Source organism: Duganella flavida (assembly GCF_009857445.1).
Taxonomy (GTDB): domain Bacteria; phylum Pseudomonadota; class Gammaproteobacteria; order Burkholderiales; family Burkholderiaceae_D; genus Rugamonas; species Rugamonas flavida.
Map to the genome: position 1 here is coordinate 212,496 of NZ_WWCN01000002.1, position 22,505 is coordinate 235,000.

The 22,505-nt window shown below is 61.0% G+C and carries 19 protein-coding genes; 12 read left to right on the plus strand and 7 right to left on the minus strand.

From position 1 onward, the window contains the following. Nucleotides 1-4: 4 nt before the first annotated feature. Entirely contained in the window at nt 5-1,042 is a 1,038-nt protein-coding gene (locus tag GTP46_RS03350; RefSeq protein ID WP_161005205.1) for an AI-2E family transporter, read from the plus strand. Here GTP46_RS03350 and GTP46_RS03355 read toward each other — a convergent pair. From GTP46_RS03355 to nhaR, 3 genes are all read right to left on the minus strand, one after another. Then, nucleotides 1,039-1,842, minus strand: coding sequence for a substrate-binding periplasmic protein (locus GTP46_RS03355; RefSeq protein WP_161005206.1), 804 nt, complete (start codon nt 1,840-1,842; stop codon nt 1,039-1,041). The two genes, GTP46_RS03350 and GTP46_RS03355, sit on opposite strands and share 4 nt — an antisense overlap. 18 nt (nt 1,843-1,860) lie before the next feature. Next, the gene (locus GTP46_RS03360) at nt 1,861-3,198 is read right to left on the minus strand and encodes a hemolysin family protein (protein ID WP_161005207.1); all 1,338 of its coding nucleotides are present in this window, start codon (nt 3,196-3,198) and stop codon (nt 1,861-1,863) included. 145 nt (nt 3,199-3,343) lie between these two features. Beyond that, nucleotides 3,344-4,246, minus strand: a complete 903-nt coding sequence (gene nhaR / locus GTP46_RS03365; protein WP_161005208.1) for a transcriptional activator NhaR — start codon at nt 4,244-4,246, stop codon at nt 3,344-3,346. A gap of 101 nt (nt 4,247-4,347) precedes the next feature. Here nhaR and GTP46_RS03370 point away from each other — a divergent pair, with 101 nt between their 5' ends. The 4 genes from GTP46_RS03370 to GTP46_RS03385 all read left to right on the plus strand — a co-directional run bounded on the left by GTP46_RS03370 (nt 4,348) and on the right by GTP46_RS03385 (nt 7,394). Continuing rightward, nucleotides 4,348-5,397, plus strand: a complete 1,050-nt coding sequence (locus GTP46_RS03370; RefSeq protein WP_161005209.1) for a DUF475 domain-containing protein — start codon at nt 4,348-4,350, stop codon at nt 5,395-5,397. Between the two features lie 99 nt (nt 5,398-5,496). Further along, complete coding sequence (locus tag GTP46_RS03375) at nt 5,497-6,072, plus strand: TerD family protein (RefSeq protein ID WP_161005210.1); 576 nt, start codon at nt 5,497-5,499, stop codon at nt 6,070-6,072. Nucleotides 6,073-6,096: 24 nt separating this feature from the next. Continuing rightward, the gene (locus GTP46_RS03380; RefSeq protein WP_161005211.1) at nt 6,097-6,792 is read left to right on the plus strand and encodes a TIGR00266 family protein; all 696 of its coding nucleotides are present in this window, start codon (nt 6,097-6,099) and stop codon (nt 6,790-6,792) included. Nucleotides 6,793-6,812: 20 nt separating this feature from the next. After that, entirely contained in the window at nt 6,813-7,394 is a 582-nt protein-coding gene (locus GTP46_RS03385; RefSeq protein WP_161005212.1) for a TerD family protein, read from the plus strand. A 67-nt stretch (nt 7,395-7,461) separates the two neighbouring features. Here the strand turns inward: GTP46_RS03385 and GTP46_RS03390 are convergent, their stop codons facing one another. Continuing rightward, entirely contained in the window at nt 7,462-8,781 is a 1,320-nt protein-coding gene (locus GTP46_RS03390; RefSeq protein WP_161005213.1) for a porin, read from the minus strand. 85 nt (nt 8,782-8,866) lie between these two features. Here GTP46_RS03390 and GTP46_RS03395 point away from each other — a divergent pair, with 85 nt between their 5' ends. The 7 genes from GTP46_RS03395 (at nt 8,867) to GTP46_RS03425 (ending at nt 17,105) form a co-directional block, all read left to right on the plus strand. Continuing rightward, nucleotides 8,867-10,270, plus strand: a complete 1,404-nt coding sequence (locus tag GTP46_RS03395) for an MFS transporter (RefSeq protein ID WP_229258784.1) — start codon at nt 8,867-8,869, stop codon at nt 10,268-10,270. A gap of 7 nt (nt 10,271-10,277) precedes the next feature. Further along, a complete protein-coding gene (locus GTP46_RS03400) occupies nt 10,278-11,081 on the plus strand; it encodes an HDOD domain-containing protein (RefSeq protein ID WP_161005215.1) in 804 nt (267 codons plus the stop codon). A 140-nt stretch (nt 11,082-11,221) separates the two neighbouring features. Then, nucleotides 11,222-11,965 carry a FadR/GntR family transcriptional regulator gene (locus tag GTP46_RS03405; protein WP_161005216.1) on the plus strand — a complete coding sequence of 248 codons (744 nt, stop codon included), beginning with the start codon at nt 11,222-11,224 and terminating at the stop codon, nt 11,963-11,965. Nucleotides 11,966-12,107: 142 nt separating this feature from the next. Then, nucleotides 12,108-13,019 (plus strand): 5-dehydro-4-deoxyglucarate dehydratase, encoded by a 912-nt coding sequence (gene kdgD, locus GTP46_RS03410; protein ID WP_161005217.1) that lies wholly within the window; start codon nt 12,108-12,110, stop codon nt 13,017-13,019. An 83-nt stretch (nt 13,020-13,102) separates the two neighbouring features. Continuing rightward, entirely contained in the window at nt 13,103-14,680 is a 1,578-nt protein-coding gene (locus GTP46_RS03415) for an aldehyde dehydrogenase (NADP(+)) (protein WP_161005218.1), read from the plus strand. Continuing rightward, entirely contained in the window at nt 14,668-15,546 is an 879-nt protein-coding gene (locus GTP46_RS03420) for an SMP-30/gluconolactonase/LRE family protein (RefSeq protein WP_161005219.1), read from the plus strand. Before GTP46_RS03415 ends, GTP46_RS03420 begins: the two co-directional genes overlap by 13 nt. A gap of 2 nt (nt 15,547-15,548) precedes the next feature. Next, nucleotides 15,549-17,105, plus strand: a complete 1,557-nt coding sequence (locus GTP46_RS03425) for a glycoside hydrolase family 43 protein (RefSeq protein ID WP_161005439.1) — start codon at nt 15,549-15,551, stop codon at nt 17,103-17,105. 126 nt (nt 17,106-17,231) lie between these two features. Here GTP46_RS03425 and GTP46_RS03430 read toward each other — a convergent pair whose 3' ends face one another. The 3 genes from GTP46_RS03430 to GTP46_RS03440 are packed head-to-tail and all read right to left on the minus strand — an operon-like array spanning nt 17,232 to nt 22,463. Continuing rightward, nucleotides 17,232-19,070, minus strand: a complete 1,839-nt coding sequence (locus GTP46_RS03430; RefSeq protein WP_161005220.1) for a glycoside hydrolase family 28 protein — start codon at nt 19,068-19,070, stop codon at nt 17,232-17,234. Nucleotides 19,071-19,080: 10 nt separating this feature from the next. Further along, nucleotides 19,081-21,678 (minus strand): pectinesterase family protein, encoded by a 2,598-nt coding sequence (locus GTP46_RS03435; protein ID WP_371869541.1) that lies wholly within the window; start codon nt 21,676-21,678, stop codon nt 19,081-19,083. After that, complete coding sequence (locus GTP46_RS03440) at nt 21,675-22,463, minus strand: rhamnogalacturonan acetylesterase (RefSeq protein WP_229258786.1); 789 nt, start codon at nt 22,461-22,463, stop codon at nt 21,675-21,677. The genes GTP46_RS03435 and GTP46_RS03440 overlap by 4 nt, the downstream gene beginning before the upstream one ends. Nucleotides 22,464-22,505: the final 42 nt, after the last annotated feature.

The following is a 22,505-nucleotide window of genomic DNA, read 5'->3' on the forward strand; positions in this document are numbered from 1 at the left end:
TCGCATGCAGCAGCGCTTCCAGCCCTACACCCGCCTGGCCGCCGTTATCCTGCTGGTGATCGGCTGCCTGATCGTGCTGCGGCCGTTCCTTGCCGCGATCCTGTTTGCCGCCGCCATCACGATTTCCAGCTGGCCGCTGTACCAGCGTTTGCTGGCGCGCCTCAAGCAGCGCCGCACCATTGCCGCGCTGGCGATGAGCGTGGGGCTGACCTTGCTGATCATCGTGCCGCTGGCTTTGGTGACGTGGAATATCGCCGACAACGCTTCCGATTTTTATGACCAGGTGAAAGCAGGCCTGGGTAGCGGTACGCTCGATCCACCTGCGTGGCTGAAGGATATCCCGCTGGCCGGCGAAGCCGCCTACAACTATCTCGCCAAGCTGCTGCATAATCGCGAGGAGTTGCTGAACGTCGCCAAGAACTTGCTGGAGCCGGGACGCCGTATCCTGCTCGGCGGCGGCATGGTGCTGGGCAGCGGCGTGGCGCAGGTGAGCCTGGCCGTGTTCGTCAGCTTCTTCCTGTATCGCGATGGGCAAGCCATCGTACAAGCGCTGGCCAGCGGCATGGATAAGCTGATCGGCGAGCAGAGCGTGGCAGTCGCTGACACCGTCAGCCGCACCGTGCGTGGCGTGATGTATGGCTTGCTGGGCACGGCGCTGGCGCAAGCCGCAGTGGCTGCAGTCGGCTTCCTGATTGCAGGCGTGCCGGCGGTGGCACTGCTGTCGGTCGCCACTTTCCTGTTCTCGCTGATTCCGGTCGGCCCGCCTTTGATCTGGGGGGGCGCCACCATCTGGCTGTTCAACCAGGGCAGCACCGGCTGGGCCATCTTCATGCTCGTGTGGGGGATGTTCGTGATCAGCGGCGTCGACAACGTGGTCAAGCCAGTGCTGATCTCGCGCGGCAGCAGCCTGCCGTTTATCCTGGTACTGCTGGGCGTGATGGGCGGCGTGCTGGCGTTCGGTTTTGTCGGCCTGTTCATCGGTCCGACCTTGCTGGCGGTAGGCCTCGGCCTGCTGCGCAGCTGGACTGGTAACGCGGTTTAAAAGTTCAGTAGCCGCGCCGCCAGCTCAGGATCGAGGTGGCGTTCGAAGATGCGCTTGAGTGTGCCGTCTTCGCGCATGGCGCGGATGGTCTGGCTGACACGCGCCGCCAGCGCTTCATCGACATGTTGGCGTGACAGGATCAGGCCGCCCACTACCGTATCCTTGGGCGGCGCCCAATCCATGATGCGGTAGCTGCCCGCCATGGTTTCCTGCTTGACTAGCGGATACCAGCCGGTGCTGATCGCCATCACCGCCTGCACCCGGCCTACCTTGAACAGGCGCAGCATGGCTTCGTAGTCGGGCGCTTCATACACGCGGCCTTTGGCGCGCAGGCGCTCCAGCCACGCATCGTAGACTTTGCCGTGGCGGAAGGTCTTGATCACGCCGATCTTGATGGTGGGATCGGCCAGGAAGTCGTCCATGCTGCGGATGCTGGTGCTGACGTCCTTGTGGAGTAACACGTAGTTGCGTTCCGAAATATACGGCACCACGCGCGCGTACTTCTCGCGCTCCGGCGTCGACATGGCGGACACCGACAAATCAATGGTGCCGCCATTCAGCCCAGCCCAGATGCGCACGCGCGAATCGGTGCTGGGGTCGATGGTGCAGCCGAGCCGGCGTGCCACTTCGTCGACCACATCCTTGTCGATGCCGGTCCAGTGGCCGTCGGCAGTTTTATAGTAGAGCGCGCCGTACTCGTAGAAGGCGCTGCGCAGGTGGCCGCAGGCGCCGCTGGTTTCGGCGCCGGCCGTGGAGCTCAGGCCGAGCAGGGCGGCGGACAGGATAAGCCGGGCTAACATATCTCCTCCGTGGGCCGGTCAGTCCTGGTCGGCGTTATCCTCAGTATCGTCCTTCGGGATAACCTTGACCAGCAGGATGCGCGGACCATTCATTTTCTTGGCGACGATGTCGAAACTGCGGAAGCTGATACGCTGGCCCTGTTTCGGGATATCGCCCAGTTTCAGCATAATCAAGCCGCCTACCGATTCTACCTCTTCCAGGCCCAGTTCTTCATTTTCAATATCGATGCCGAGGGTGCGCTCAAGCGAGAAAATCGGCAGGCTGGCTTTGCCGACCAGGGTGCCGTCCTCCTGCTTGAGCCAGTCGTTTTCATTGAGGCGGAATTCGTCGTGGATTTCGCCGACCATGGCGCCCAGCAGGTTGTCGAGCGTGATGAAGCCCAGCGGGCGCTTGCCTTTTTCGCCGATGACTGCAAAGTGCGGCGCGCCGTCTCGGAAGCGGCGGAATTGTTCCAACGCCGGGGTACGGGCGGAAATCGTTTCCACCGGGCGCAGAAAGGGCACCAGGTCGGTGATCTGCTTACCGGACTGCATGGCGAAGAACAAATCTTTCAGGTGCACCACGCCCAGCACGGTTTCGCCATCTTTGTCGTAGTAGGGATAGCGGCTGAAGCGGTTGCGCAGCATGGTGTCCAGATTGTCCTTGAGTGGACGGGTCGCGTGCAGGCCGATCACTTCATTAATTGGGCGCATCAGATCAGACACCGACAGGTCGCTGAAATCCAGCGAGTGGGCCAGGATGTTGCGTTCGTCCTCGTTGAATTTCTCGCCCGGCTGGCTGGTGCGCAAAATCAGTTTCAGCTCATCTACCGAGTAGTGGCTGTCGTGACCACCTTTGCCGGACAAGCCGGCCAGGCCCAGCACCATATTGGCGCTGGCGTTAAGCAGGTAGATGAACGGGTACATGGCCCAATAAAAGCCATACAGCGGCAACGCCGCCCACAAGCCGACTGCTTCTGGCATGCGGATCGCCAGCGACTTCGGCGCCAGTTCGCCGACCACGATGTGCAGGAAGGAAATCACGCCGAATGCGAACACGAAGGCGATGCCGTGTACCAGCTCAGGCGAGGTGATGCCGATGAAAGTGAGCAGCGGCTCCAGCAAACCGGCAAACGCCGGCTCGCCGACCCAGCCGAGGCCCAGCGAGGCCAGCGTAATGCCGAGCTGGCAAGCGGACAGATAGGCGTCCAGCTCGCCGTGGACTTTGCCGAGGATGCGCCCCTTGATTCCCTGTGTCTTAGCGATGGCGCGAACGCGCGTTTTTCGCAGTGTGACGATGCCGAATTCAGCAGCGACGAAGAAACCGTTCAAAGCAACCAGAAGGATGGCGAGAACGACAAGCAGGAAGTTTTGCATAGGGGCCGAGCGGCACTTTACGTAGTTGAAACCTGCATCTTAAACGATTTGTCATCCGGGGTCAGGTCCTCCATTTCTACACGGTCTCTGCCGTAGCGATCGCTACGGCAGAGACCGTGTAGAAATGGAGGACCTGACCCCGGATTTAAGCGAACAGGCCTGAGTGCACTTCGTTGAGGATGGTTTCGATGGCCGGGTGGGTGATTTTTCGGGCGCTGGAAATGGCGTAGAAATGCTCACGCAGCTCGGGGGCGTCGCCGATCAGCACGGCGCCGAATTGGTCTTCAATGTCCTGCGCAAGCGCCGAGGGGGCAAAGAACATGCCGAGGCCATTGCGCCCGAAAGTGTTGAGCATGGCGTTGTCTTCAAACTCGCCGACGATTTCCGGGCGCACGTTGTGCTGCACCAGCCAGGCGTCGATGCGGCCGCGCAGGGCGTTGTTGCGAGTCGGCAGCAGTAGCGGTGCGCCGTCCAGGCTGGCCGGGAAGTTGCGGCGGTATTTGCGCGCCAGCTTGGGCGTGCCGAATAGTTTCATGTCGCTTTCACCAAGCAGGTGGCTGAATACTTTCAAGCTGCCGCCAGCGCGCACGGTGCGGTCGGTCAGTACTACGTCCAGCTTGCCCAAGGCGAGGTCGGCCAGCAGGTTTTCAAATTCATCTTCCATGCACACCAGCCGCACTTGCTTGCCCATGTTCTGCGTCGCCTGCAGCAGGCGGTAGGCGATCAGCTTGGGCAGCGAGTCGGAGATGCCGACGGTGAGGCGCATCTTGCCGGTGTCGGCTTCTTCCAATGCGTCTTGCAGTTGGTCGCCCAACGCGAAAATCTGGTCGCAATAACTGAGCGCCATCCGGCCAGCTTCGGTCGGCACCAAACGGCGTCCCTGGGGTTCAAGCAACTGCTTGCCGATCGATTGTTCCAGCGAGGCGAGTTGCATGCTGATGGTCTGTACCGCCAGCCCGAGCTTCTCGGCGGCGCGCGTCACGCCGCCTTCTTTTGCCACGGTCCAGAAGAAATATAAGTGTCTGAAATTCAATCCACTGTGTTTCATGGTTCTGTTTTTTCGAAGTAATACTTCAATTATCTTCTATTTTTTAAAGTGTCGGTTTTCTTTACACTGCGTCCATCGATTAATAACTACGAGAGAAAACGATGAAGCACTTCAGAATTTCTTTCCTCGTCAGCTTTATCTGCCTAGGCTTGGCAGGCTGGTGGGGCTATGAGCTAGCAGGGTGGGGCGGTGCGCTGTCTGCCTTTGGCGTGGCGCTGATTCTGGCGGCGATGGAAGTATCGCTGTCGTTCGACAACGCGGTGGTGAACGCCTCCGTGCTGAAGAACTGGGATGAATACTGGCAGAAACTGTTCCTCGGCATCGGCATCATCATCGCGGTGTTTGGTATGCGCCTGGTGTTCCCGCTGGTGATTGTGGCGGTGGCGGCTGACCTCAACATCGCTGATGTGTGGACGCTGGCACTGAATGATCCCAAAACGTACTCGATGCATCTGACCAATCACCACGCTGAAGTGGCGGCATTCGGCGGCATGTTCCTGCTGCTGGTGTTCCTGAACTTCCTGCTGGATTCGGAGAAGGAAACGCACTGGCTCGGTAACTTCGAGAAGAAGCTCGGCGCGCTGGGCAAGATCTCTTCGGTCTCAGTGATGATTTCGATCGCCGTGCTGCTGGGCTGTATGGGTCTGGTGGAAGAAGGCCAGAAGCTGGTAGTGCTGATTTCGGGCCTGTGGGGCATCCTGATCTACGTCGGTGTTGACGGCATCAGCAGCCTGCTGGAGAAGGAAGAAGAAGGCGGCGGCAATGTGGGCGACATGGTCAAGCGCGGCGGTATCGGCGGCTTCCTGTACCTCGAAGTGCTCGATGCTTCGTTCAGCTTCGACGGCGTGATCGGCGCGTTTGCGATTACCACTGACGTTGTGATCATCATGCTGGGCCTGGCGATTGGCGCGATGTTTGTTCGCTCGATGACGATTTACCTGGTGAAGAAAGGCACGCTGGACAAGTTCCTGTACCTCGAACACGGCGCTCACTATGCGATCGGTATTTTGGCCGCGATTATGTTGGCAAGCATGAAGTTCCATGTACCTGAAATCTTCACCGGCCTGATTGGTGTGGCCTTCATCGGAGCTTCGGTGTGGTCCTCGGTACGCCATCGCCGCCAGCAAGAAACCCTCGCCGTCACGGCGTAAAGAATACGGCGGGCCGTTTATTACGGACAACGGCTCGCCGCCTTGTAGTACCTGGTACCTAGTACCCAAGTCCGGTTTTCATTTTTAGGAGTATCACAAATGGCAATCAGTCTGCAAAAAGGCGGCAACGTCAACCTGAGCAAGGAAGCTCCCGGCCTCACCAAGATCGTGGTCGGTCTCGGCTGGGATGTGCGCAACACCGACGGCAACGCGTTCGACCTGGATGGCTCGGCCTTCCTGCTGAAAGTGGATGGCAAAGTGCGCAACGACAACGACTTCATCTTCTACAACAACCTGAAATCGTCCGACCAGTCGGTCGCTCACTCGGGCGACAACCGCACCGGCGCCGGCGATGGCGACGACGAAACCGTCACCATCGACCTGAGCAAGGTGCCGGCCGATGTGGAGCGCATCGCAATCTGCGCCACCATCCACGAAGGCGACCAGCGCCGCCAGAACTTCGGCATGGTGCAGAAGGCTTTCATCCGCACCGTGAACGCTGGCAGCAATGCTGAAATCGCCCGCTACGATTTGTCGGAAGATGGTTCGACCGAGTCAGCGATGATCTTTGGCGAGGTATATCGCAACGGCGGCGATTGGAAGTTCAAGGCCGTCGGCCAGGGCTTTAAAGGCGGCCTCGGTCCGCTGGCTGGCTCGTTCGGCGTCGGCGTTTAATTAACAAGGAAAGGACTCGTAATCATGCCTGTATTTTCGATCACTGGTGACGTCGATCCCTTTCTGCATGTCTCGATGCGGCAGGGTGAAAAAATCTACTGCGAATCGGACGCGATGGTGATGATGGAAGCCGCGCTCGATTTAAAGGGCAAGATCACCGGCGGCATCGGCGCTGCGATTATGCGCCGCTTTGCCAACGGCGAGTCCTTCTTCCAGCAGCACATCGAGGCAGTGCGCGGCGACGGCGATTGCTTGCTGGCGCCAACCCTGCCCGGTGCGATGCAGATTCTGGACGTGGGCAACCAGCAGTACATGCTGAGCGACGGCGCGTTTGTCGCCGCTACTTCCAGCGTTGAACTGAAGGTGCGCACGCAAAGCGTCGGCAATGCGCTGTTTGCGCAAAGCGGCGGCTTCTTCATCACCGAAACCAGCGGTGTGGGCCAGGTGGCGGTGTCCGGCTTCGGCGGGATTTCGCAACTGGAAGTGGAGCCGGGCCGCGACATCATTATCGATAACTCGCACGTGGTGGCATGGGATAGCGCGCTGCGCTACGACATCTCGGTGACCACGGGCGGCAATAGCGGATTCCTCAGCAACCTGGTGAACAGCCAGACCAGCGGCGAGGGCATGGTGCTGCGTTTCTCGGGCAAGGGCAAGGTCCTGATCTGCTCGCGCAACAGCACTTCGTTCCAGGCGTGGTTGCTGCGTCAATCCGCATAAGCGTACAACAAGGAGTTTCTATGTCAGTCAATTTGAGCAAGGGCCAGAAGATCTCGCTGGAGAAGGAAGCCGGCGGAGCATTGGGCCGCGTCACCATGGGCCTCGGCTGGGATGCCATCAAGACCAAGGGCTTCCTCGGTTTCGGCGCCAAGACCGAAGCGGTCGACCTCGACGCCTCGTGCGTGCTGTTCGACGAAGGCCATCGTCCGGTGGATGTGATTTTCTTCCGCCAGCTGAAAAGCAAGGACGGCAGCGTGGTCCACACCGGCGACAACCGCACCGGCGCCGGCGATGGCGACGATGAGCAGATCAACGTCGACCTGAATGGCGTGCCTTCGAATATCAAGAGCCTGGTGTTCACGGTGAATAGTTTCACCGGCCAGACCTTCGCGCAGGTGGAGAATGCGTATTGCCGTTTGCTGGATGCAGCAAATGGCCGCGAGGTAGCGCGCTTCAACCTGTCAGTACAGGGGCCGCACTCGGCGCAGATCATGGCCAAGGTCTACCGCCACAACGGCGAGTGGAAAATGCACGCCATCGGCGAGAACGGTAACGGACGGACTTTCGACGACCTGCTGCCGCAGATCGCCGTGCACTTATGAGTTAACGACTTCGGCTGTGAGTAGTCTTTAACGGAGCACTGTACCGGCAGTGCTCCGTTTTTTTTCGTCAGAACGAATGACGCAGACCGATGCTCAGCATGGTGGTGCGGGCATCGATGTTCTGGCCGGCGCCTGAGAACAGCGGCACTTCCTGCGTACCCAGCGGGATCAGGATGGCGCCCGGACCACCGGCCAGCGGCAGCGGGGTGGCGCTGCTGACGACGGTGTTGCCGCGTTTATCCTTGATGCCGCCGAAGCGGGTGTACAGCGCGGTGCGCTTGGAGAAGTTGTAATCCGCCCCCAGCATGATGCCGCGATCCTTGCCCTTGGTGTAGTTGGTGAAGTAAGTGTTCAGGAACACTGCCGTGAAGTCGAAGGCGCCGACCGGATGCTTGAGGGTGGCGGTCCAGGTACGCACTTCAGGATCGGTATTGCCGCGCAGGGTGAACTGGGCGTTGTGGCCGGCCACCGCGATCGAGGTGCCGACACCCGGGAAGGTGTACTTGGCCGCCGCCATGAACGAAGTGAAGTGCTCGCCGTAGAACAGCGGTACCAGCGTGGTGCCCGACACTACGCCGATCGGCACGTTGTCGAAGTTATTGCGATGGTAGGCGGTCAGTGCCACCAGGTCGTCGGTGCGGTAGGCCAGCATGGCGCCGGTGGTCTTGCCGCGGCCGCTGGCAGTTTCGGCGCCGGCCGTCAAACCGCCGACGATCTGGCCGGTGGTGGCCGAAGCCACTGGCGTCGACGAGGTGGCGGTCGCGCGCGCTGCACTGATGCCGCTGCCGATGCCCGAGTTGGTGGCGTACGAGAGGATCGCAGTCCACGGGCCTTTCTTGATCGCGTAGCTGATCTGGTTGTCCTGCCAGGTCTGCACGGTGTTGACCACCAAGCCAGCGCCGAACAAGTCGGTCGAGCCCAGCGCTTCCGGCGTCACCAGATAGTAGGAGATCAGCATCGGGCTGGCCTGGCGGCCCAGTTTGATTTCGCCGGCTGGCGTGGTCAGGCCGACGTAGGCCTGGCGGCCGAACAGGCGGTTGTCGTTGGCGAGGCCGCCATTATCGATGGTGATGCCGCCTTCCAGCACGAACAGGCCGCGGTAGCCGCCGCCCAGGTCTTCCACACCCCTGAAACCGATATTGCTCTGGCGCGTGTGCGAAGGAGTCAGGCGCGTGGTCACGGTAGCTGGCGAAGCGATGCTGTTAGGGACTGGCGTGGTGCCGCTGACGCCGAACACGGTCCCTTGTACATTACCCTGGCTTTTATCGACACGGTCGAGGCCTACATCAAGCGTGCCATACATGGTGACTGAGGATTGCGCCACAGCGTGGCCCGAAATGATAGCGAGTGCGGACAGGCACGCTGCGTAGGCGGCATTTCTCTTCATGTGGTTGTCTCCGTTGTTGTGTTTGTAAGATGGACTTTATAGCAGTGTCGTAAAATTCGCACGTATGTTCGCTTCGGAGCGTGGTTTGAAAAACACACTAAACGGTTTAGACGATCGTAGTAAATGGATAGCCTTGCTGGTGGCTGGGGCTTTCTTCATGGAGAACCTGGATGGCACCGTCATCACCACGGCAGTGCCGGCTATGGCGCGCTCGTTTGGCGTGGCGCCGCTGGCGCTCAACATCGGCGTCAGCGCCTACTTGCTGACCTTAGGCGTGCTCATCCCGATCAGCGGCTGGGTGGCGCAGCGCTTTGGCGCACGGCGCGTGTTTGCGGCGGCGCTGGCTATCTTCACGCTAGCTTCGGTGCTGTGCGGGATGGCGCACAGCCTCACGGAGTTTGTCTGGCTGCGGGTATTGCAAGGCGCCGGCGGGGCGATGATGGTGCCGGTCGGCCGCTTGGTAGTGCTCAACAACACGCCCAAGGAGCGCCTGATTGCCGTGATCGCCACGTTGACGTGGCCAGCGTTGGTGGCACCGGTGCTGGGGCCGCCGGTGGGCGGCTTTATCACCAGTTACGCATCGTGGCGCTGGATTTTTTATTTGAACCTGCCGCTCGGTGTGATTGCGCTGGCGCTGGCGTGGTGGCTGGTGCCTGACCAGCGCGCTGCAGAGAGGCGTCCGTTTGATTGGCCCGGCTTCCTGCTGAGCGGCAGCGCCTTGTTCCTGCTGACGTGGGGTGCGGAAGTCATCGGCGGCCAGCATCCGGACTGGAACGAAGCTGGCGCCTGCTTGCTGGTGGGCGCGCTGTTGCTGCTTGCGCTGGGCTGGCATCTGAAGCGCGCCGCGCATCCGCTGATCGATTTGTCGTCGTTTGCGATTCCCACCTTTGCCATCACCATCGTCGGCGGCTCCTTGTTCCGCATGGCGATCGGCGCCGTGCCGTTCCTGCTGCCGCTGATGTTCCAGCTGGGCTTTGGCCTGGACGCCTTCCATTCCGGCCTGCTGGTGATTGCAGTCTTTGCCGGCAACCTGATGATGAAGCCGGCCACTACGCCCATCCTGCGCCGCTTTGGCTTCAAGCCGGTGATTCTGGTGAACGGCATGGCCAACGTCAGCGCGCTGGCTGCTTGCGCGTTGCTGACGCCGGCCACGCCGGTGTGGCTGATCGCAGCGATACTGTTCGTCGGCGGGCTGACGCGCTCGATGCAGTTCAGCGCCTTGAACACCATCGCCTTTGCCGACGTGCCACAGCCGCGCATGGCGGCGGCCAACACGCTATTCAGCACCGCTTTCCAGGTCGCCTTGGGCCTCGGCGTGGCGCTGGGCGCAACCGGCGTGCGCCTCGGCCACTGGAGCGCGCAGCTGCTTGGCATCGCCCACTGGCCGGCCATCGATTACCGTTTGGCCTTCCTGCTTGTTGCGCTGGTGAGTCTACTTGGATTGATCGATGCATTACGTTTACAGCGTAACGCCGGAGCCGCGCTATAATATTTCCATGGAAAAACTTAGAGATTACGCACAGATTGTGGAGCAGGCCGCCCGCGGCGAGCTGGTTTTTCCCACCAGCGTGAATGCGGTATTGCGCCTGCAGCTGGCCTTGGCCGATCCCGATTGCGAGCTGGACGACGTGGTCCGCAAGGTGCTGGGCGAGCCGCTGCTGGCGGCGCGCACGGTGGCGCTGGCCAATGCTGCGGTGTTTAATCGCACCGGCGTACCGATCACCGGCGTGCGCGCGGCGGTGCAGCGAGTGGGCTTCCGCAACCTGTACTCGATGGCTGCCGCGATGGTGGTGCGCCAGTTTGGTGCGCGGATCCGTGACGACGGCTTGCGCCGTCAGGCTGACCAACTGTGGCGCCACACGGCGCACACGGCGGCGCTGGCCTGCGTGATCGCCCGCAAACTGACCTCCACCGATCCCGATACGGCATTGTTTGCGGGCATCGTGCATGAGTCCGGCGGCTTTTACCTGCTGTCGCGCGCCGACGAGACGCCGGGCCTGCTGGACCAACCAGGCGAGTGGCTGGGTGCAGCGCAGGAAATCATCTCGCGAGAAGTCATGAAGAAGATGGCCATTCCCGAGCCGGTCAGCCAAGCCATCGTCTCGCTGCGCGGCGCCACCCTGACGCCGCCGCCGATCGGTCTGCGCGACACGCTGCTGCTGGCCAAGCGGTTGGCGCAGGTGCCATCGCCATTCGCGACAGACGAAGAGGGCGCCGCGCTGGATGGCCTGATCGACGACGACGACCGGCGGGAGGCTGCGGCGGAAGCCATTTCCTTATCGAGCGCTCTACTAGTTTAAGTTTTAGCCTCTAATCTGTGGCGAAAATGATGTTGAAGACACAATTCGGTGCCAAACTCTGGCAATATGCGCATCGCTGATGTGCGTGATATGCGCCATTGCGTGTATCCTTATAGTCGTCATACAACAGTAAAATAGCCATGAATCAGATCGCAACACCGGCCGCCGTCGCCCCGCCCAAGAAGAAGCACCGCAACCTCGCCCAAGGCGTGGTGGAAAGCTTCACGACCAGCATCCAGGCCGGCACGCTGAAACCGGGTGAGAAGCTGCCGACCGAGTCGGTGATCATGGAAATGCACGGCGTCAGCCGCACCGTGGTGCGCGAGGCGATCTCGCACCTGCAGGCTGCCGGACTGGTGCAGACCCGCCACGGTATCGGCACTTTTGTGCTGGAGCCGCAGCCGGCGAATATTTTCTCGTCCGATACCATCCGCACCATCGGCGATGTGCTGTCCATCCTGGAGTTGCGCATCAGCCTGGAAACGGAAGCCGCATGGCTGGCCGCCACCCGCCGCACGGAAGAGCAGGTGCAGCTGATGGACGCCGCGCTCAAGCGCATCGTCGCCTCGCAACACCGCCAGGGTGCGGTGGAATCTGACAAGGCCTTTCACCTGCTGATTGCGCAGGCGACCGGCAACCGTTATTTCGTCGATATCCTGAGCGACCTCGGCAACACCATCATCCCACGCGCGCGCCTCGACTCGGCGCAGCTGGCGCATGACGATCCGGTGGCTTACCAGGAGCGCGTCAACCGCGAGCACGACGATATCTACCATGCCATCCTGCGTAAGGACGCTGAAGCGGCCCGCGCCGCCATGCGTACCCACCTGAGCAACAGCCGCGAGCGCCTGCGCCGCGCGCAGCAAGAGGTCAACACGCAGTAACAACGTCGCAACGCCACGGCAAGCAAGGTCACAGTTGATGTGAAATCGCTTGCTTCTGTTTAGATCTAGTTGTACGATGTCATACAACGCGACACGGGATGTCGCCCTCATCCTCACCAGACGTCAATATTGGAGACTATCAATGCAACCGAATGACCTGAAAAAAATCCTTTCCTCCGGCCTGCTGTCGTTCCCGGTGACCGACTTCGATGCAGAAGGCAACTTCCGCAAGTCGACTTACATTGAGCGTCTGGAATGGCTGGCCCCGTACGGCGCGAGCGCGCTGTTCGCCGCCGGCGGCACCGGCGAGTTCTTCTCGCTGACCCCGCAAGAATACCCAGAGATCATCAAGACTGCCGTCGACACCTGCCGTGGCCAAGTACCGATCCTGGCCGGCGTTGGTGGTCCAACCCGCGTGGCTGCTGCCTACGCTAAAGAAGCCGAGAAAGCCGGCGCGCAAGGCCTGCTGCTGCTGCCGCACTACCTGACCGAAGCATCGCAAGACGGCCTGATCGAACACGTGGCTGAAGTCTGCAAAGCCACCAACCTGGGCGTGGTGGTCTACAACCGCGCCAACTGCCGCCTGAGCCCAACCTCGCTGGCGATCCTGGCTGACCGTTGCCCGAACCTGATCGGCTTCAAGGACGGTATCGGCGACATCGAACTGATGGTCTCGATCTGGCGCAAAATGGGCGACCGCTTCAGCTACCTGGGCGGCCTGCCAACTGCAGAAGTCTACGCCGCAGCGTACAAGGCGCTGGGCACCCCGGTGTACTCGTCGGCCGTGTTCAACTTCATGCCGAAACTGGCAATGGACTTCTACCACGCCGTCGCGTCGGACAACCACGCCGAACAGAACCGCATGATCGACGAATTCTTCCTGCCTTACCTGGACATCCGCAACCGCAAAGCTGGCTACGCCGTGTCGATCGTCAAGGCCGGCGCCAAACTGGCGGGCTACGATGCAGGGCCGGTGCGCGCACCGTTGACCGATCTGAACGCCGAAGAAATCGATATGCTGCATAAGCTGATGCTCAAGCAAGGCGCCCAATAATCGGGTAAGCTATTAGTTAAAGCAGAAAACTAATCAAAAAAGCGCGGCAAGTCCGCGCTTTTCACACATAACGGAGCCTAAAAATGCAAGTAGCAGGACAAATGATCATTGGCCGCGATGCGGTCCTCGGTAAAGAAGGTTCGATGAAGGCGGTTGACCCTACTCGCAATGTGGAAATCGAACCATCGTTCGGTCTGGCCAGTGTCGCTGATCTGCAACGTGCGGCCGAATTGGCTAACGCTGCGTTCGACGTTTATCGCGCTACCAGCCTGGAAGAGCGCGCCAAATTCCTGGAAACCATCGCTGACCGCATCATGGATCTGGGCCCAACCCTGATCGAACGCGCGATGCAGGAAACCGGTCTGCCGCAAGCCCGCCTCGAAGGCGAGCGTGGCCGTACCTGCGGCCAGCTGCGCCTGTTCGCCAAAGTGGTGCGCGATGGCCGCTTCCAGACCGCGACGCTGGACAGCGCGCTGCCGGACCGCGCACCTGCGCCACGTCCTGACCTGCGCCTGCGCAAAATCGGCCTCGGCCCTGTGGCCGTGTTCGGCGCATCGAACTTCCCACTGGCATTCTCGGTGGCTGGCGGCGATACCGCCTCGGCACTGGCTGCAGGCTGCCCGGTAATCGTCAAAGCGCACTCGGCTCACTTGGGTACGTCGGAACTGGTCGGCAAGGCAGTGGCTCAAGCCGCTGCCGAGTGCAATATGCCTGAAGGCGTGTTCTCGATGCTGATCGGCTCGGGCCAGACCATCGGCCAGAACCTGGTGGCTCACCCATTCATCAAGGCTGTCGGCTTCACCGGCTCGCGCGCTGGTGGCGTGGCGCTGATGCACACCGCCGCTGCCCGTAAAGAGCCTATCCCTGTGTACGCAGAAATGAGCTCGATCAATCCGGTCTTCCTGCTGCCAGGCGCGCTGGACAATCCTAAGCTGCCTCAAGCGTTTGCTGATTCGCTGACCCTGGGCTCGGGCCAGTTCTGCACCAACCCAGGCCTGCTGATCGCCCTGAAATCGGACAAGCTGCAAGCCTTCGTGGACGCCACCGCTGGCACCATCGGCGCGAAAACCGCCACCACCATGCTGACCCCGGGCATCCACAAAGCCTACACCAGCGGCGTGAAAGGCCTGGCTGGCGTGGAAGGCGTGAAGCAAGTTGCTGCCGGCCAGACCAACGACCTGCCATGCGGCGCGCAAGCGTTCCTGTATCAAGTCGATGCCAAGCGCTTCCTGACCGATGCAGCGCTGGAAGGCGAAATCTTTGGCCCAACCTCGCTGCTGGTCGTGGCTGAAACCGAAGAAGAACTGCTGGCCGTTGCCGAGCACCTGGAAGGCCAGCTGACCGGCGCCGTGCACGCAACCGCTGACGACAAGGCATTGGCCACCAAGCTGCTGCCTGTGCTGGAACGCAAAGTGGGCCGCATTCTGTTCAACGGCTTCGGCACCGGCGTGGAAGTCGCGCACGCGATGGTGCACGGTGGTCCGTTCCCATCGACCTCGGACAGTCGCAGCACCTCGGTGGGCGCGTCGGCAATCGACCGCTTCCTGCGTCCAGTGTCTTACCAGGACGTGCCTGCGTTCCTGCTGCCTGAGTCGCTGCAAGACGCTAATCCACAGAAGATCCCACGCGTAGTGAACGGCGATCTGGTATGGAACGCGTAAATGGCGTGAGCTGCACGGTGGGCGAAAGCCCAACGTGGAGCGCGGCCGAAGGCGCATGGTATTGGGTCGACATTCCTGCGCGCCGCGTGTGGCGCATGGATGGTTCGACCGGCGCCGCCCGTTATTGGGACAACGCCGAGATGGTCGCCTGCGTGGCGGCCAAGGCTGGCGGTGGACTGATTGCGGGCATGGAGACTGGCATCTTCAGTCTGGAGCTGGGCGCAGAACAAAACGCGTCGGCGTTCAAGCTGGCGACGCCGGCTTCCGGCCTCGGTGAAGGCATGCGCTTCAACGATGGGCGCTGCGATCGGCAAGGACGCTTCCTGGCCGGCACCATGTTCATGGACATGGGCGCGGCGCGCGCGGTGGGCCAGTTGTATCGCTACGATGCGGCGCGTGGTATTTCAGCACCGCTGGTGTCGGAACTGCTGACGCAGAACGGCACGGCGTTCTCGCCGGATGGCCGCACCATGTACCTGTCGGATTCGCATCCGCAGCGGCGCATGGTATGGGCGTTCGATTACGACATCGCTGATGGTGTGCCTGGCAATCGCCGCGTGTTTGCCGACATGACGGGCCAGGCCGGCCGTCCTGACGGCGCTGCGGTGGATGCCGATGGTTGCTACTGGATCTGCGGTAACGACGGCGGCTACATCCTGCGCTACACGCCGGAAGGCAAAGTAGACCGCCGCATCGATGTGCCGATGCTGAAGCCTTCCATGTGCGCCTTTGGCGGCAAGGATCTCGATACGCTGCTGATCACTTCCATCGTCTCCGGCAAGCCGGAAGATGCGGAGTGGGGCGGTTCGGTAGTGCTGCTGCGGCCCGGTGTTAAAGGCGTGGCTGAAACGCCGTTCGGAGCGTGATGATGGGGCGGATACTGTTACGGTGTCTGCCCTTTTTGTTTGCGGCCTTGCTGGCTGCGTGCAGTACTGCGCCGCTGCAGTATCAAAATCCGGTTATCCACGCTGATTATTCCGATCCCGATGCGATCCGCGTTGGCGATATGTATTACCTCGTTTCCTCAAGTTTTAACAGTGCTCCCGGCTTGCCGCTGCTGCAGTCGGCGGACCTCGTCAACTGGACGCTGGTCGGCCACGCCTTGCCGCAATTGGTGCCGTTCGATGTCTTTGCCAAGCCGCAGCATGGCAAGGGCGTGTGGGCACCGTGCCTGCGCTACCACGATGGCAAGTTCTGGATCTTCTATCCCGATCCGGATTTCGGCATCTACGTGATGACGGCTACCTCGTTTGCTGGCCCGTGGAGCGCACCGCATTTGCTGGTCGCAGGCAAAGGCCTGATCGATCCCGCGCCGCTGTGGGACGATGATGGGCAAGCTTATCTCTTACACGCGTGGGCCAAGAGCCGCGCCGGTTTCGCCAACGTGCTGACCTTGCGCCACATGGCGCCGGACGCCAGCCGCCTGCTCGACGATGCAGGCAAGATCATCATCGACGGTAACAAGCGGCCCAACTACACCACACTGGAAGGCCCGAAGTTCTACAAGCGCGATGGCTACTACTACGTGTTCGCACCGGCGGGCGGTGTGGAATTCGGCTGGCAGTCGGCCTTACGTTCGCGCAGCATCGACGGACCGTATGAGGACCGCATCGTCATGGCGCAAGGCAGCTCGCCGGTGAACGGTCCGCATCAAGGCGCGTGGGTGCAGACGCCGCAAGGCGAAGATTGGTTTATCCACTTCCAGGACAAGCGCGCGTATGGTCGCGTGGTGCACCTGCAACCGATGACATGGCGCGATGGCTGGCCGCTGATCGGAGAGGACGTTGGCGGCGCTGCAGGTCAGCCAGTGTCGCGCTATCGCATACCGGTAAGCGGACACGCGGCCGCCGCGCCGCCGACCAGTGATGAATTCAATGATGCGACGCTAGACCTGCAATGGCAGTGGAACGCGAACTGGCAGCCATCGTGGTACGCACTAAACGACGGCAAGTTGCGTTTGTTCTCGCAGCCTCGCACGAGTAATCTGTGGGACGTGCCATCGCTGCTGCTGCAAAAACTGCCAGCCGAAACTTTCACCGTAACGACGAAATTGGATGCATCCGGTTTGGCGGAAGGCGGCGTAGCAGGCCTCGTCATGTACGGTTCCGACTACGCCTGGCTAGGCACGCGCCGCAACGACGGCAGAACCCAGCTGGCGCTGGTCAGCTGCTACAAGGCCGACGCCAATTGCCATGAACAGCAAGAGGCAGGTGTCGACCTGCCATCGCCACAAGTCTGGCTGCGCATGCAAGTCCTGGCCGGCGGCGTAACCCAATTTTCCTACAGCGCTGACGGCACCAAGTACACGCCCATCGGCGCCCAGTTCACCGCCAAAATAGGGCGCTGGGTCGGCGCCCAAATGGGCCTCTTCAGCTCAGGCGTGGGCGGCCACGTCGACATCGACTACTTCCGCGTCACGCCCTGATCACTAAAGCCTCCGCCGTTTTCCACGTACAGGTAGCTCACCACTTTTGCTGACCAGTCGTAGTAGTAAATCGTCTCGCCGACGTAATCGGGTCCGTCCTGCGTCCATTGGAACAGTATATGTTAACTATGCCGACAAAGTGGTGTTGTGCACCTTGCCGCCAATGGTGACGTTCTTCAGTGTCATGCCCTTCACGTTGTACAAGAACCATGGCGCAGCCGCGTTCACCGGCGTGCCGAAATCGCAGTCGCTGATCGACACATTCGTCACCGGCAGCACCGGCGGCACTGGCAGCGGGCCGTTGTAGTCCGACGCCACCGGGCCAAGAATCACGATCGCCTGGAAGCACGACGCGGTCTTGCCATCCTTGGTCACATTGCCAGCCCTGATGTTGGAGATCTGGATGTTGTCTACCACCGGCGGGCGGGTACGCACGTTGTCGCTGATCGGCGTGTAGTCGCAATCGAAGGTGACGATGGCGCCGGCCGCCGTGGCCACGGTCTTCGACTGAATCGGCGAACCTGGCAGCGATGCATAGAACGACGGCGAAATCTGCACGCCATTCGGCACCGTGCAATCGCGCACGTAGAAGTTGCGCAGGAAGCCGCCGCGATTCATATTGGTCTTCATACGGATCGCGGTGTTGAGCGGATTGGTTTGCCAGTTAGCGTTTTCAAACACCAGCTTTTGCGCGAACACGTTCTGGATGCCGCCCGCCATCTCGCTGCCGAGCGTGACGCCACCGTGGCCGCTGTGCATGATGCTGTTCTGGATGACGATGTTCTGCGAAGGACCATACTGCGTATCGAGATCCTTGCCGGCCTTGATGGCGATGCAGTCGTCGCCGGTGTCGAAGGTGCAGCCATCCACCAGCACGTGATCGCAAGCTTCCGGATCGAAGCCATCGCTGTTAGGACCGTGGCTGTGCATCTCCACGTTGCGGATCGCGAGGTTGCGGCAGTGAACCGGGTGATGCTGCCAGAACGGCGTGTTTTGCACGCGATAGCCCTGCAACAGCACATTGGTGCAGCCGATAATCTGGATCATCGGCGCGCGCAGGAAGTGGCCGATACCGAAGATACGTTTGGACAGCGGTACGCCCGCTTCCGACAACGCCGGCAGATACTGCGCATCGGCGCGCCATTTATCGCCTTCGCCCTGAATCAGCAGGCGCTCCGCTTCCGTCAGCGCTGGTGCGACGGTGGATAGCGAGGCTGGATTCAGCGGATTCACCGTGTTCTCCGACATCTTGCCGGCCTTGAAGTTGGGCGTGGTGCCCTGGCCGATGGAGTTGATGGTTTTCTGTTTGCCTTTCCACGTCCACCAGCAATCGCCGGCGTCGTTGAATGGCACGCCGCCTTGTCCGTCAAGGATCGCGGTCCAGTCGTCGCCGGTGAGGGCGATGTTGTTTTGGCCGTAGGCGTACACCATCGGCGAGTAGTTCAGGCAGTCGTTGCTCTGCCAGCGCGAGATGGTCAGCTTACCGTGCTTGCCGCAGTCGATGTCGCCGTACTTGGCGAAGTCCGCTGGATTGTGGCTGAAGTAGACGTGCGCGCCTTTGCTCAGGTGGACGTTTACGTTCGACAGCAGCACGATAGGGCCGGCCACAAACCAGTCGCCGGCCGGGATCACAACGCGGCCGCCGCCCGCATCGTGGCAAGCCTGGATTGCGGCCTTGATGGCGGCGTAGCAGTCCGGCGCATCGGCGGTTGGCGTGCCCAGATCATCCTGCTCCTCGTGCGAGATCCACGCTTTCACTTTGGTGAGTTTGCAGGTCTTGGCGCCGTAGGCGGTGATGTTAAAGTCTTCCTTGCGGAAGGTAAGCGGCTTCGATACGCGGTCGATGATGGCTTGCGCCTGCAGCCAAGGATCCGGCGCGGTGGCTGCGACGGCGGGAAAACTGAATGAGATGCCTGCCGCAGGCAAGGCTTTCATCAGGTTGCGGCGCTGGGTATTGATGGTCATGCTGTGATCCTTATTCATCCGAATTATTGAACTCACCGAGGAAGACGTCGGCCGGCGAAGGTGCTTGCGTGTAGCCGAGATCCTTGACGGGATCGATGCCGGCTTTAATCAGGTTGTTCCAGTGGTCGTCCGAGTTGAATTGGACGGGGCGATAGGAGATCGTGCCTTTCTTGTTCCAGTCGGCCCATGGCTGCTGTTTGTTGATGTGCGATCCGATGCGCGAATTCAGTACCACCATTTTGCCGACAGCTTCCAGCGATGTGCGGGCGACGGTGCCGGTCGGTGCTTTGTAGCCGTTGGTAGGGCCGTAGGCGCAGCTGTAGCCCTCCACCGCCAGCGGCGCGTAAGGCGTGCAGCGCGAGCTGTGGAACCATTGGCGCAGCAGGTAGAAGTTGCCCGTCTTCGCACCTTCATGCGTGAAGCGTACGTTGTCGAACACGAAGCCGTATTTGGTTTTGACGTGTGTGTCCGGCGCGGCGACATACGACACACCACGGTCGCCAAGCGTGCGGATTTCGCTTTGGTAGAAGTAGGCGGTGCTGTCGCCGAAAATGAAATCCACATCGCCTTCGATGTAGGATTTGTTGAAGAAGCTGCGCACCGTGCTGCCTACCTGCGGCGACTTCAGATACAGCGTGTCCTGGAAGCCGATCAGGCGGATGTTTTCGAATTGCGCCTTGTCGGCGCTGTCCACGCTCAATGCAAGCGCTTGATGGTGGACATTGTTGATGTTGGGGAGTTCTTCGGCGCGGGCGTTGCCGGTGTCCTTGTTGTAGCCGTTTTCGAAGGTCAGGTTACGCGCCTGGAAGCCATTGTTCTGCACCCAGACGGTCTGCGTGCCGAAGGTGCCAATCTGCGCGCGGTCCTTGATGGTCGTGTACATGGCTTGCACTGCCGGTGCGGCTTTGGCGAATTGGGGGCCGTATTGCGCGTCGTAGGCTGTGCCGGTGTTGGATGCATCCAATTTGGCGATGATGCGCGTGGCTGCTGCATCCTTGCCTTCACCGTATAGCGTGATCGGCGCGGCGGAGGCGGGGACGTAGACCAGCTCTTGATACACGCCCGGTTTCAGCAGCATGTACAAACGCTTGGCCGGATGTGCTGCGCTGTCCAGCACTGCGCGGCTGACGGCTTCCTGTACGGTGTTGAAAATGCGGATGCCGTCGGCGCTTGCAGCTTTATTGATGATGTAGTCGGGCGTGAACGTTGCACCTTTGGCTAGCGGATCGGATAGCGGATCCCACGGATCGATGCTCTCTTTGCCCGCCGTACCGACGTACTTCAGAACTTCACTGTAGCTGTATTGCTTGGCCTGTTCCAGCGGCAGTTGCGGGCGCATGCTGCTTGCCGCATCCGGGAAAGGTGCGAAACGGTTGGCGCAAGTGCTGGTGTCGTTGGCGCTGATCGCATCGCCGGACAATTTGGCGAATTCGATTTTTCGATCACCCTTGCCGGCGATACTGACGTTGCGTAGCTTGATCTCCGCAGGGCGTTGCTCGTCGTAGCCTTGAACCAGAACGCGGCCTGGCGTCACGGCGTGGATATCGTCGAAGTCGATGTTGGTGTAGACCGGGATCTGTGTGCCTTCGGTGCGATTTTCGTAGCGGGTGCTGATGTCGATCGGCGTCTTGACGTTGAGCAGACAGACATTGCGATAGCTGACTTGATCGACCACGCCACCACGTGAAGCATCGCTCTTGATGCGCAGGCCGGAGGTGGTGCCGTCCATGCTCAGGTCTTCCACCAGTATGCGGCGCAAGCCGCCGTTGGTCTCGCTGCCGATGGACATGCCATGGCCGCTGTAGAAGCGGTTGTGCAGAATGGAGATGTTTTCGGTTGCGCCGTTGTTGCCAGCCTTGATGGCGACGTTGTCGTCGCCGGTGCGGATATGGCTGTAGGCGATGGTGACGTTGCGCGAGGAGATGGGATCGATGCCGTCGGTGTTGCGCGCGGTGGCTGGTGTGTCGATACGCACGCCCCATGCGGTGAAGCCATCTACTTTGTTGAGCGTGACGTGGAAGTTGGGCGAGTTGCGCAGCGTGATTTTGTGCAGGGTGATGTCCTGCGCGTTGGTGATTTCGATCAGGCGCGGGACGTTCTGGCGTGCGTCTTCTTTCTGCGCGCGGCGGGCCAGTTGCCACCATGATTCAGTGCCGCCGTCGATTATGCGGCCGCCCTGGCCTTCGATGGCGCCGTTGCCATAGATGCCGCTGGATTTGGCGTTGTCGATGGTGATGAATGGTTTGCAGCCGCGCCCCAGTTTGTCAATAGTGCCGCAGGTGTTGGCGCCACGGTCGTACAGTTTGGGATTAGTGCTGGCTTGCAGTACTGCGCCGTCGCCGACGAGCAGGCTGACGCCGGAGCGCAGCTTGAGCGGGCCGGAGATGAAGCTGCCGGACAGGCGCACGGCGCGGCCGGCAGGGCAGGCATCAATGGCGAACTGAATACGCGCGGTGTCGTCGCTGCTTGCCGCATTAGGTGCGCTGGTGCTCAGCACCACGCACACCGGCGGCGGCGAGGGCTCAACGACCTTGCGCGTGTCCTGTGCGTGCACTGCACCAGCGATCGGCAACGTGGCGAGTACCGCAATAATTCGATGCGTCTTCACTGCTCACTCTCCGGCTTGAAGTGGCCGGCGGCTTCCGGGATGGTGCGCTTGATTTCTTCCATCACCATGCGCGAGAAGTAGGCTGCGCCTTTGGCCCCGAGGTGAGTACGGTCGAAGGCTGTCTTTGGGGCGCCTGCCACTTCCACTTTGCCGGCAACAGGCGGTGCGTCGTAGCCTGCGGGACGCGGCACCATTGCCAGCGTGTCCGCTTCGTCCTGGCCCATCGCCTGCACGGCAGCGTAGCTTTCTGCGTTCAGATCCAGCAACGGCGCTTTCTGCGCGGCGGCGGTGGCGCGGATCACATCAGCCCATGGCGCCAGGTTGTTTTCCAAAATGCCGTCCTTGAAAGTGCGGCGCGTCAGCGGCGTCACCAGCACCGGCACGCCGCCCAGCGCTTTCACTTCCTGCGCATAGCGGACCATGTTGACGGGAAATTCAGTTTTCAAATCAGTCGAGCGTCCCGGCTTGCCCGGCTGGTCGTTGTGGCCGAACTGGATCAGCACATAGGTCGTGCTGTAGGCAGCTGCGCCGCGTAGCAAACCTTCCACTTCATCCCAACGCCCCTCGGCGCGGAAGCTGCCGGAACTGCGGCCGCCCTTGGCGAGATTGATGCAGGTGTTGGCGCGGTTGACGCGCGCGCAGAAGGCGTCGCCGTAGCCGCTGGTATTGGCCATCGTCGAATCGCCAACCAAAATAAAGCGCACCGGCTTGTCCGCCGCGTGCGCGCCGCCGGCCAGCATCGCTGCCGCCATGGCGAAAGAAGGAATCAGGTGTTTCATCATCATGTCCAGGCAAAAAAAAAGGCGCCGGCCGTGGTGTCGGTCCGG

Bases quoted from the DNA above. Each gene is read 5' to 3' on its own strand.
- GTP46_RS03350 (WP_161005205.1), top strand. From the start codon at position 5: ATGCAGCAGCGCTTCCAGCCCTACACCCGCCTGGCCGCCGTTATCCTG.
- GTP46_RS03355 (WP_161005206.1), bottom strand. From the start codon at position 1,842: ATGTTAGCCCGGCTTATCCTGTCCGCCGCCCTGCTCGGCCTGAGCTCC.
- GTP46_RS03360 (WP_161005207.1), bottom strand. From the start codon at position 3,198: ATGCAAAACTTCCTGCTTGTCGTTCTCGCCATCCTTCTGGTTGCTTTG.
- nhaR (WP_161005208.1), bottom strand. From the start codon at position 4,246: ATGAAACACAGTGGATTGAATTTCAGACACTTATATTTCTTCTGGACC.
- GTP46_RS03370 (WP_161005209.1), top strand. From the start codon at position 4,348: ATGAAGCACTTCAGAATTTCTTTCCTCGTCAGCTTTATCTGCCTAGGC.
- GTP46_RS03375 (WP_161005210.1), top strand. From the start codon at position 5,497: ATGGCAATCAGTCTGCAAAAAGGCGGCAACGTCAACCTGAGCAAGGAA.
- GTP46_RS03380 (WP_161005211.1), top strand. From the start codon at position 6,097: ATGCCTGTATTTTCGATCACTGGTGACGTCGATCCCTTTCTGCATGTC.
- GTP46_RS03385 (WP_161005212.1), top strand. From the start codon at position 6,813: ATGTCAGTCAATTTGAGCAAGGGCCAGAAGATCTCGCTGGAGAAGGAA.
- GTP46_RS03390 (WP_161005213.1), bottom strand. From the start codon at position 8,781: ATGAAGAGAAATGCCGCCTACGCAGCGTGCCTGTCCGCACTCGCTATC.
- GTP46_RS03400 (WP_161005215.1), top strand. From the start codon at position 10,278: ATGGAAAAACTTAGAGATTACGCACAGATTGTGGAGCAGGCCGCCCGC.
- GTP46_RS03405 (WP_161005216.1), top strand. From the start codon at position 11,222: ATGAATCAGATCGCAACACCGGCCGCCGTCGCCCCGCCCAAGAAGAAG.
- kdgD (WP_161005217.1), top strand. From the start codon at position 12,108: ATGCAACCGAATGACCTGAAAAAAATCCTTTCCTCCGGCCTGCTGTCG.
- GTP46_RS03415 (WP_161005218.1), top strand. From the start codon at position 13,103: ATGCAAGTAGCAGGACAAATGATCATTGGCCGCGATGCGGTCCTCGGT.
- GTP46_RS03420 (WP_161005219.1), top strand. From the start codon at position 14,668: ATGGAACGCGTAAATGGCGTGAGCTGCACGGTGGGCGAAAGCCCAACG.
- GTP46_RS03425 (WP_161005439.1), top strand. From the start codon at position 15,549: ATGGGGCGGATACTGTTACGGTGTCTGCCCTTTTTGTTTGCGGCCTTG.
- GTP46_RS03430 (WP_161005220.1), bottom strand. From the start codon at position 19,070: ATGACCATCAATACCCAGCGCCGCAACCTGATGAAAGCCTTGCCTGCG.
- GTP46_RS03440 (WP_229258786.1), bottom strand. From the start codon at position 22,463: ATGATGATGAAACACCTGATTCCTTCTTTCGCCATGGCGGCAGCGATG.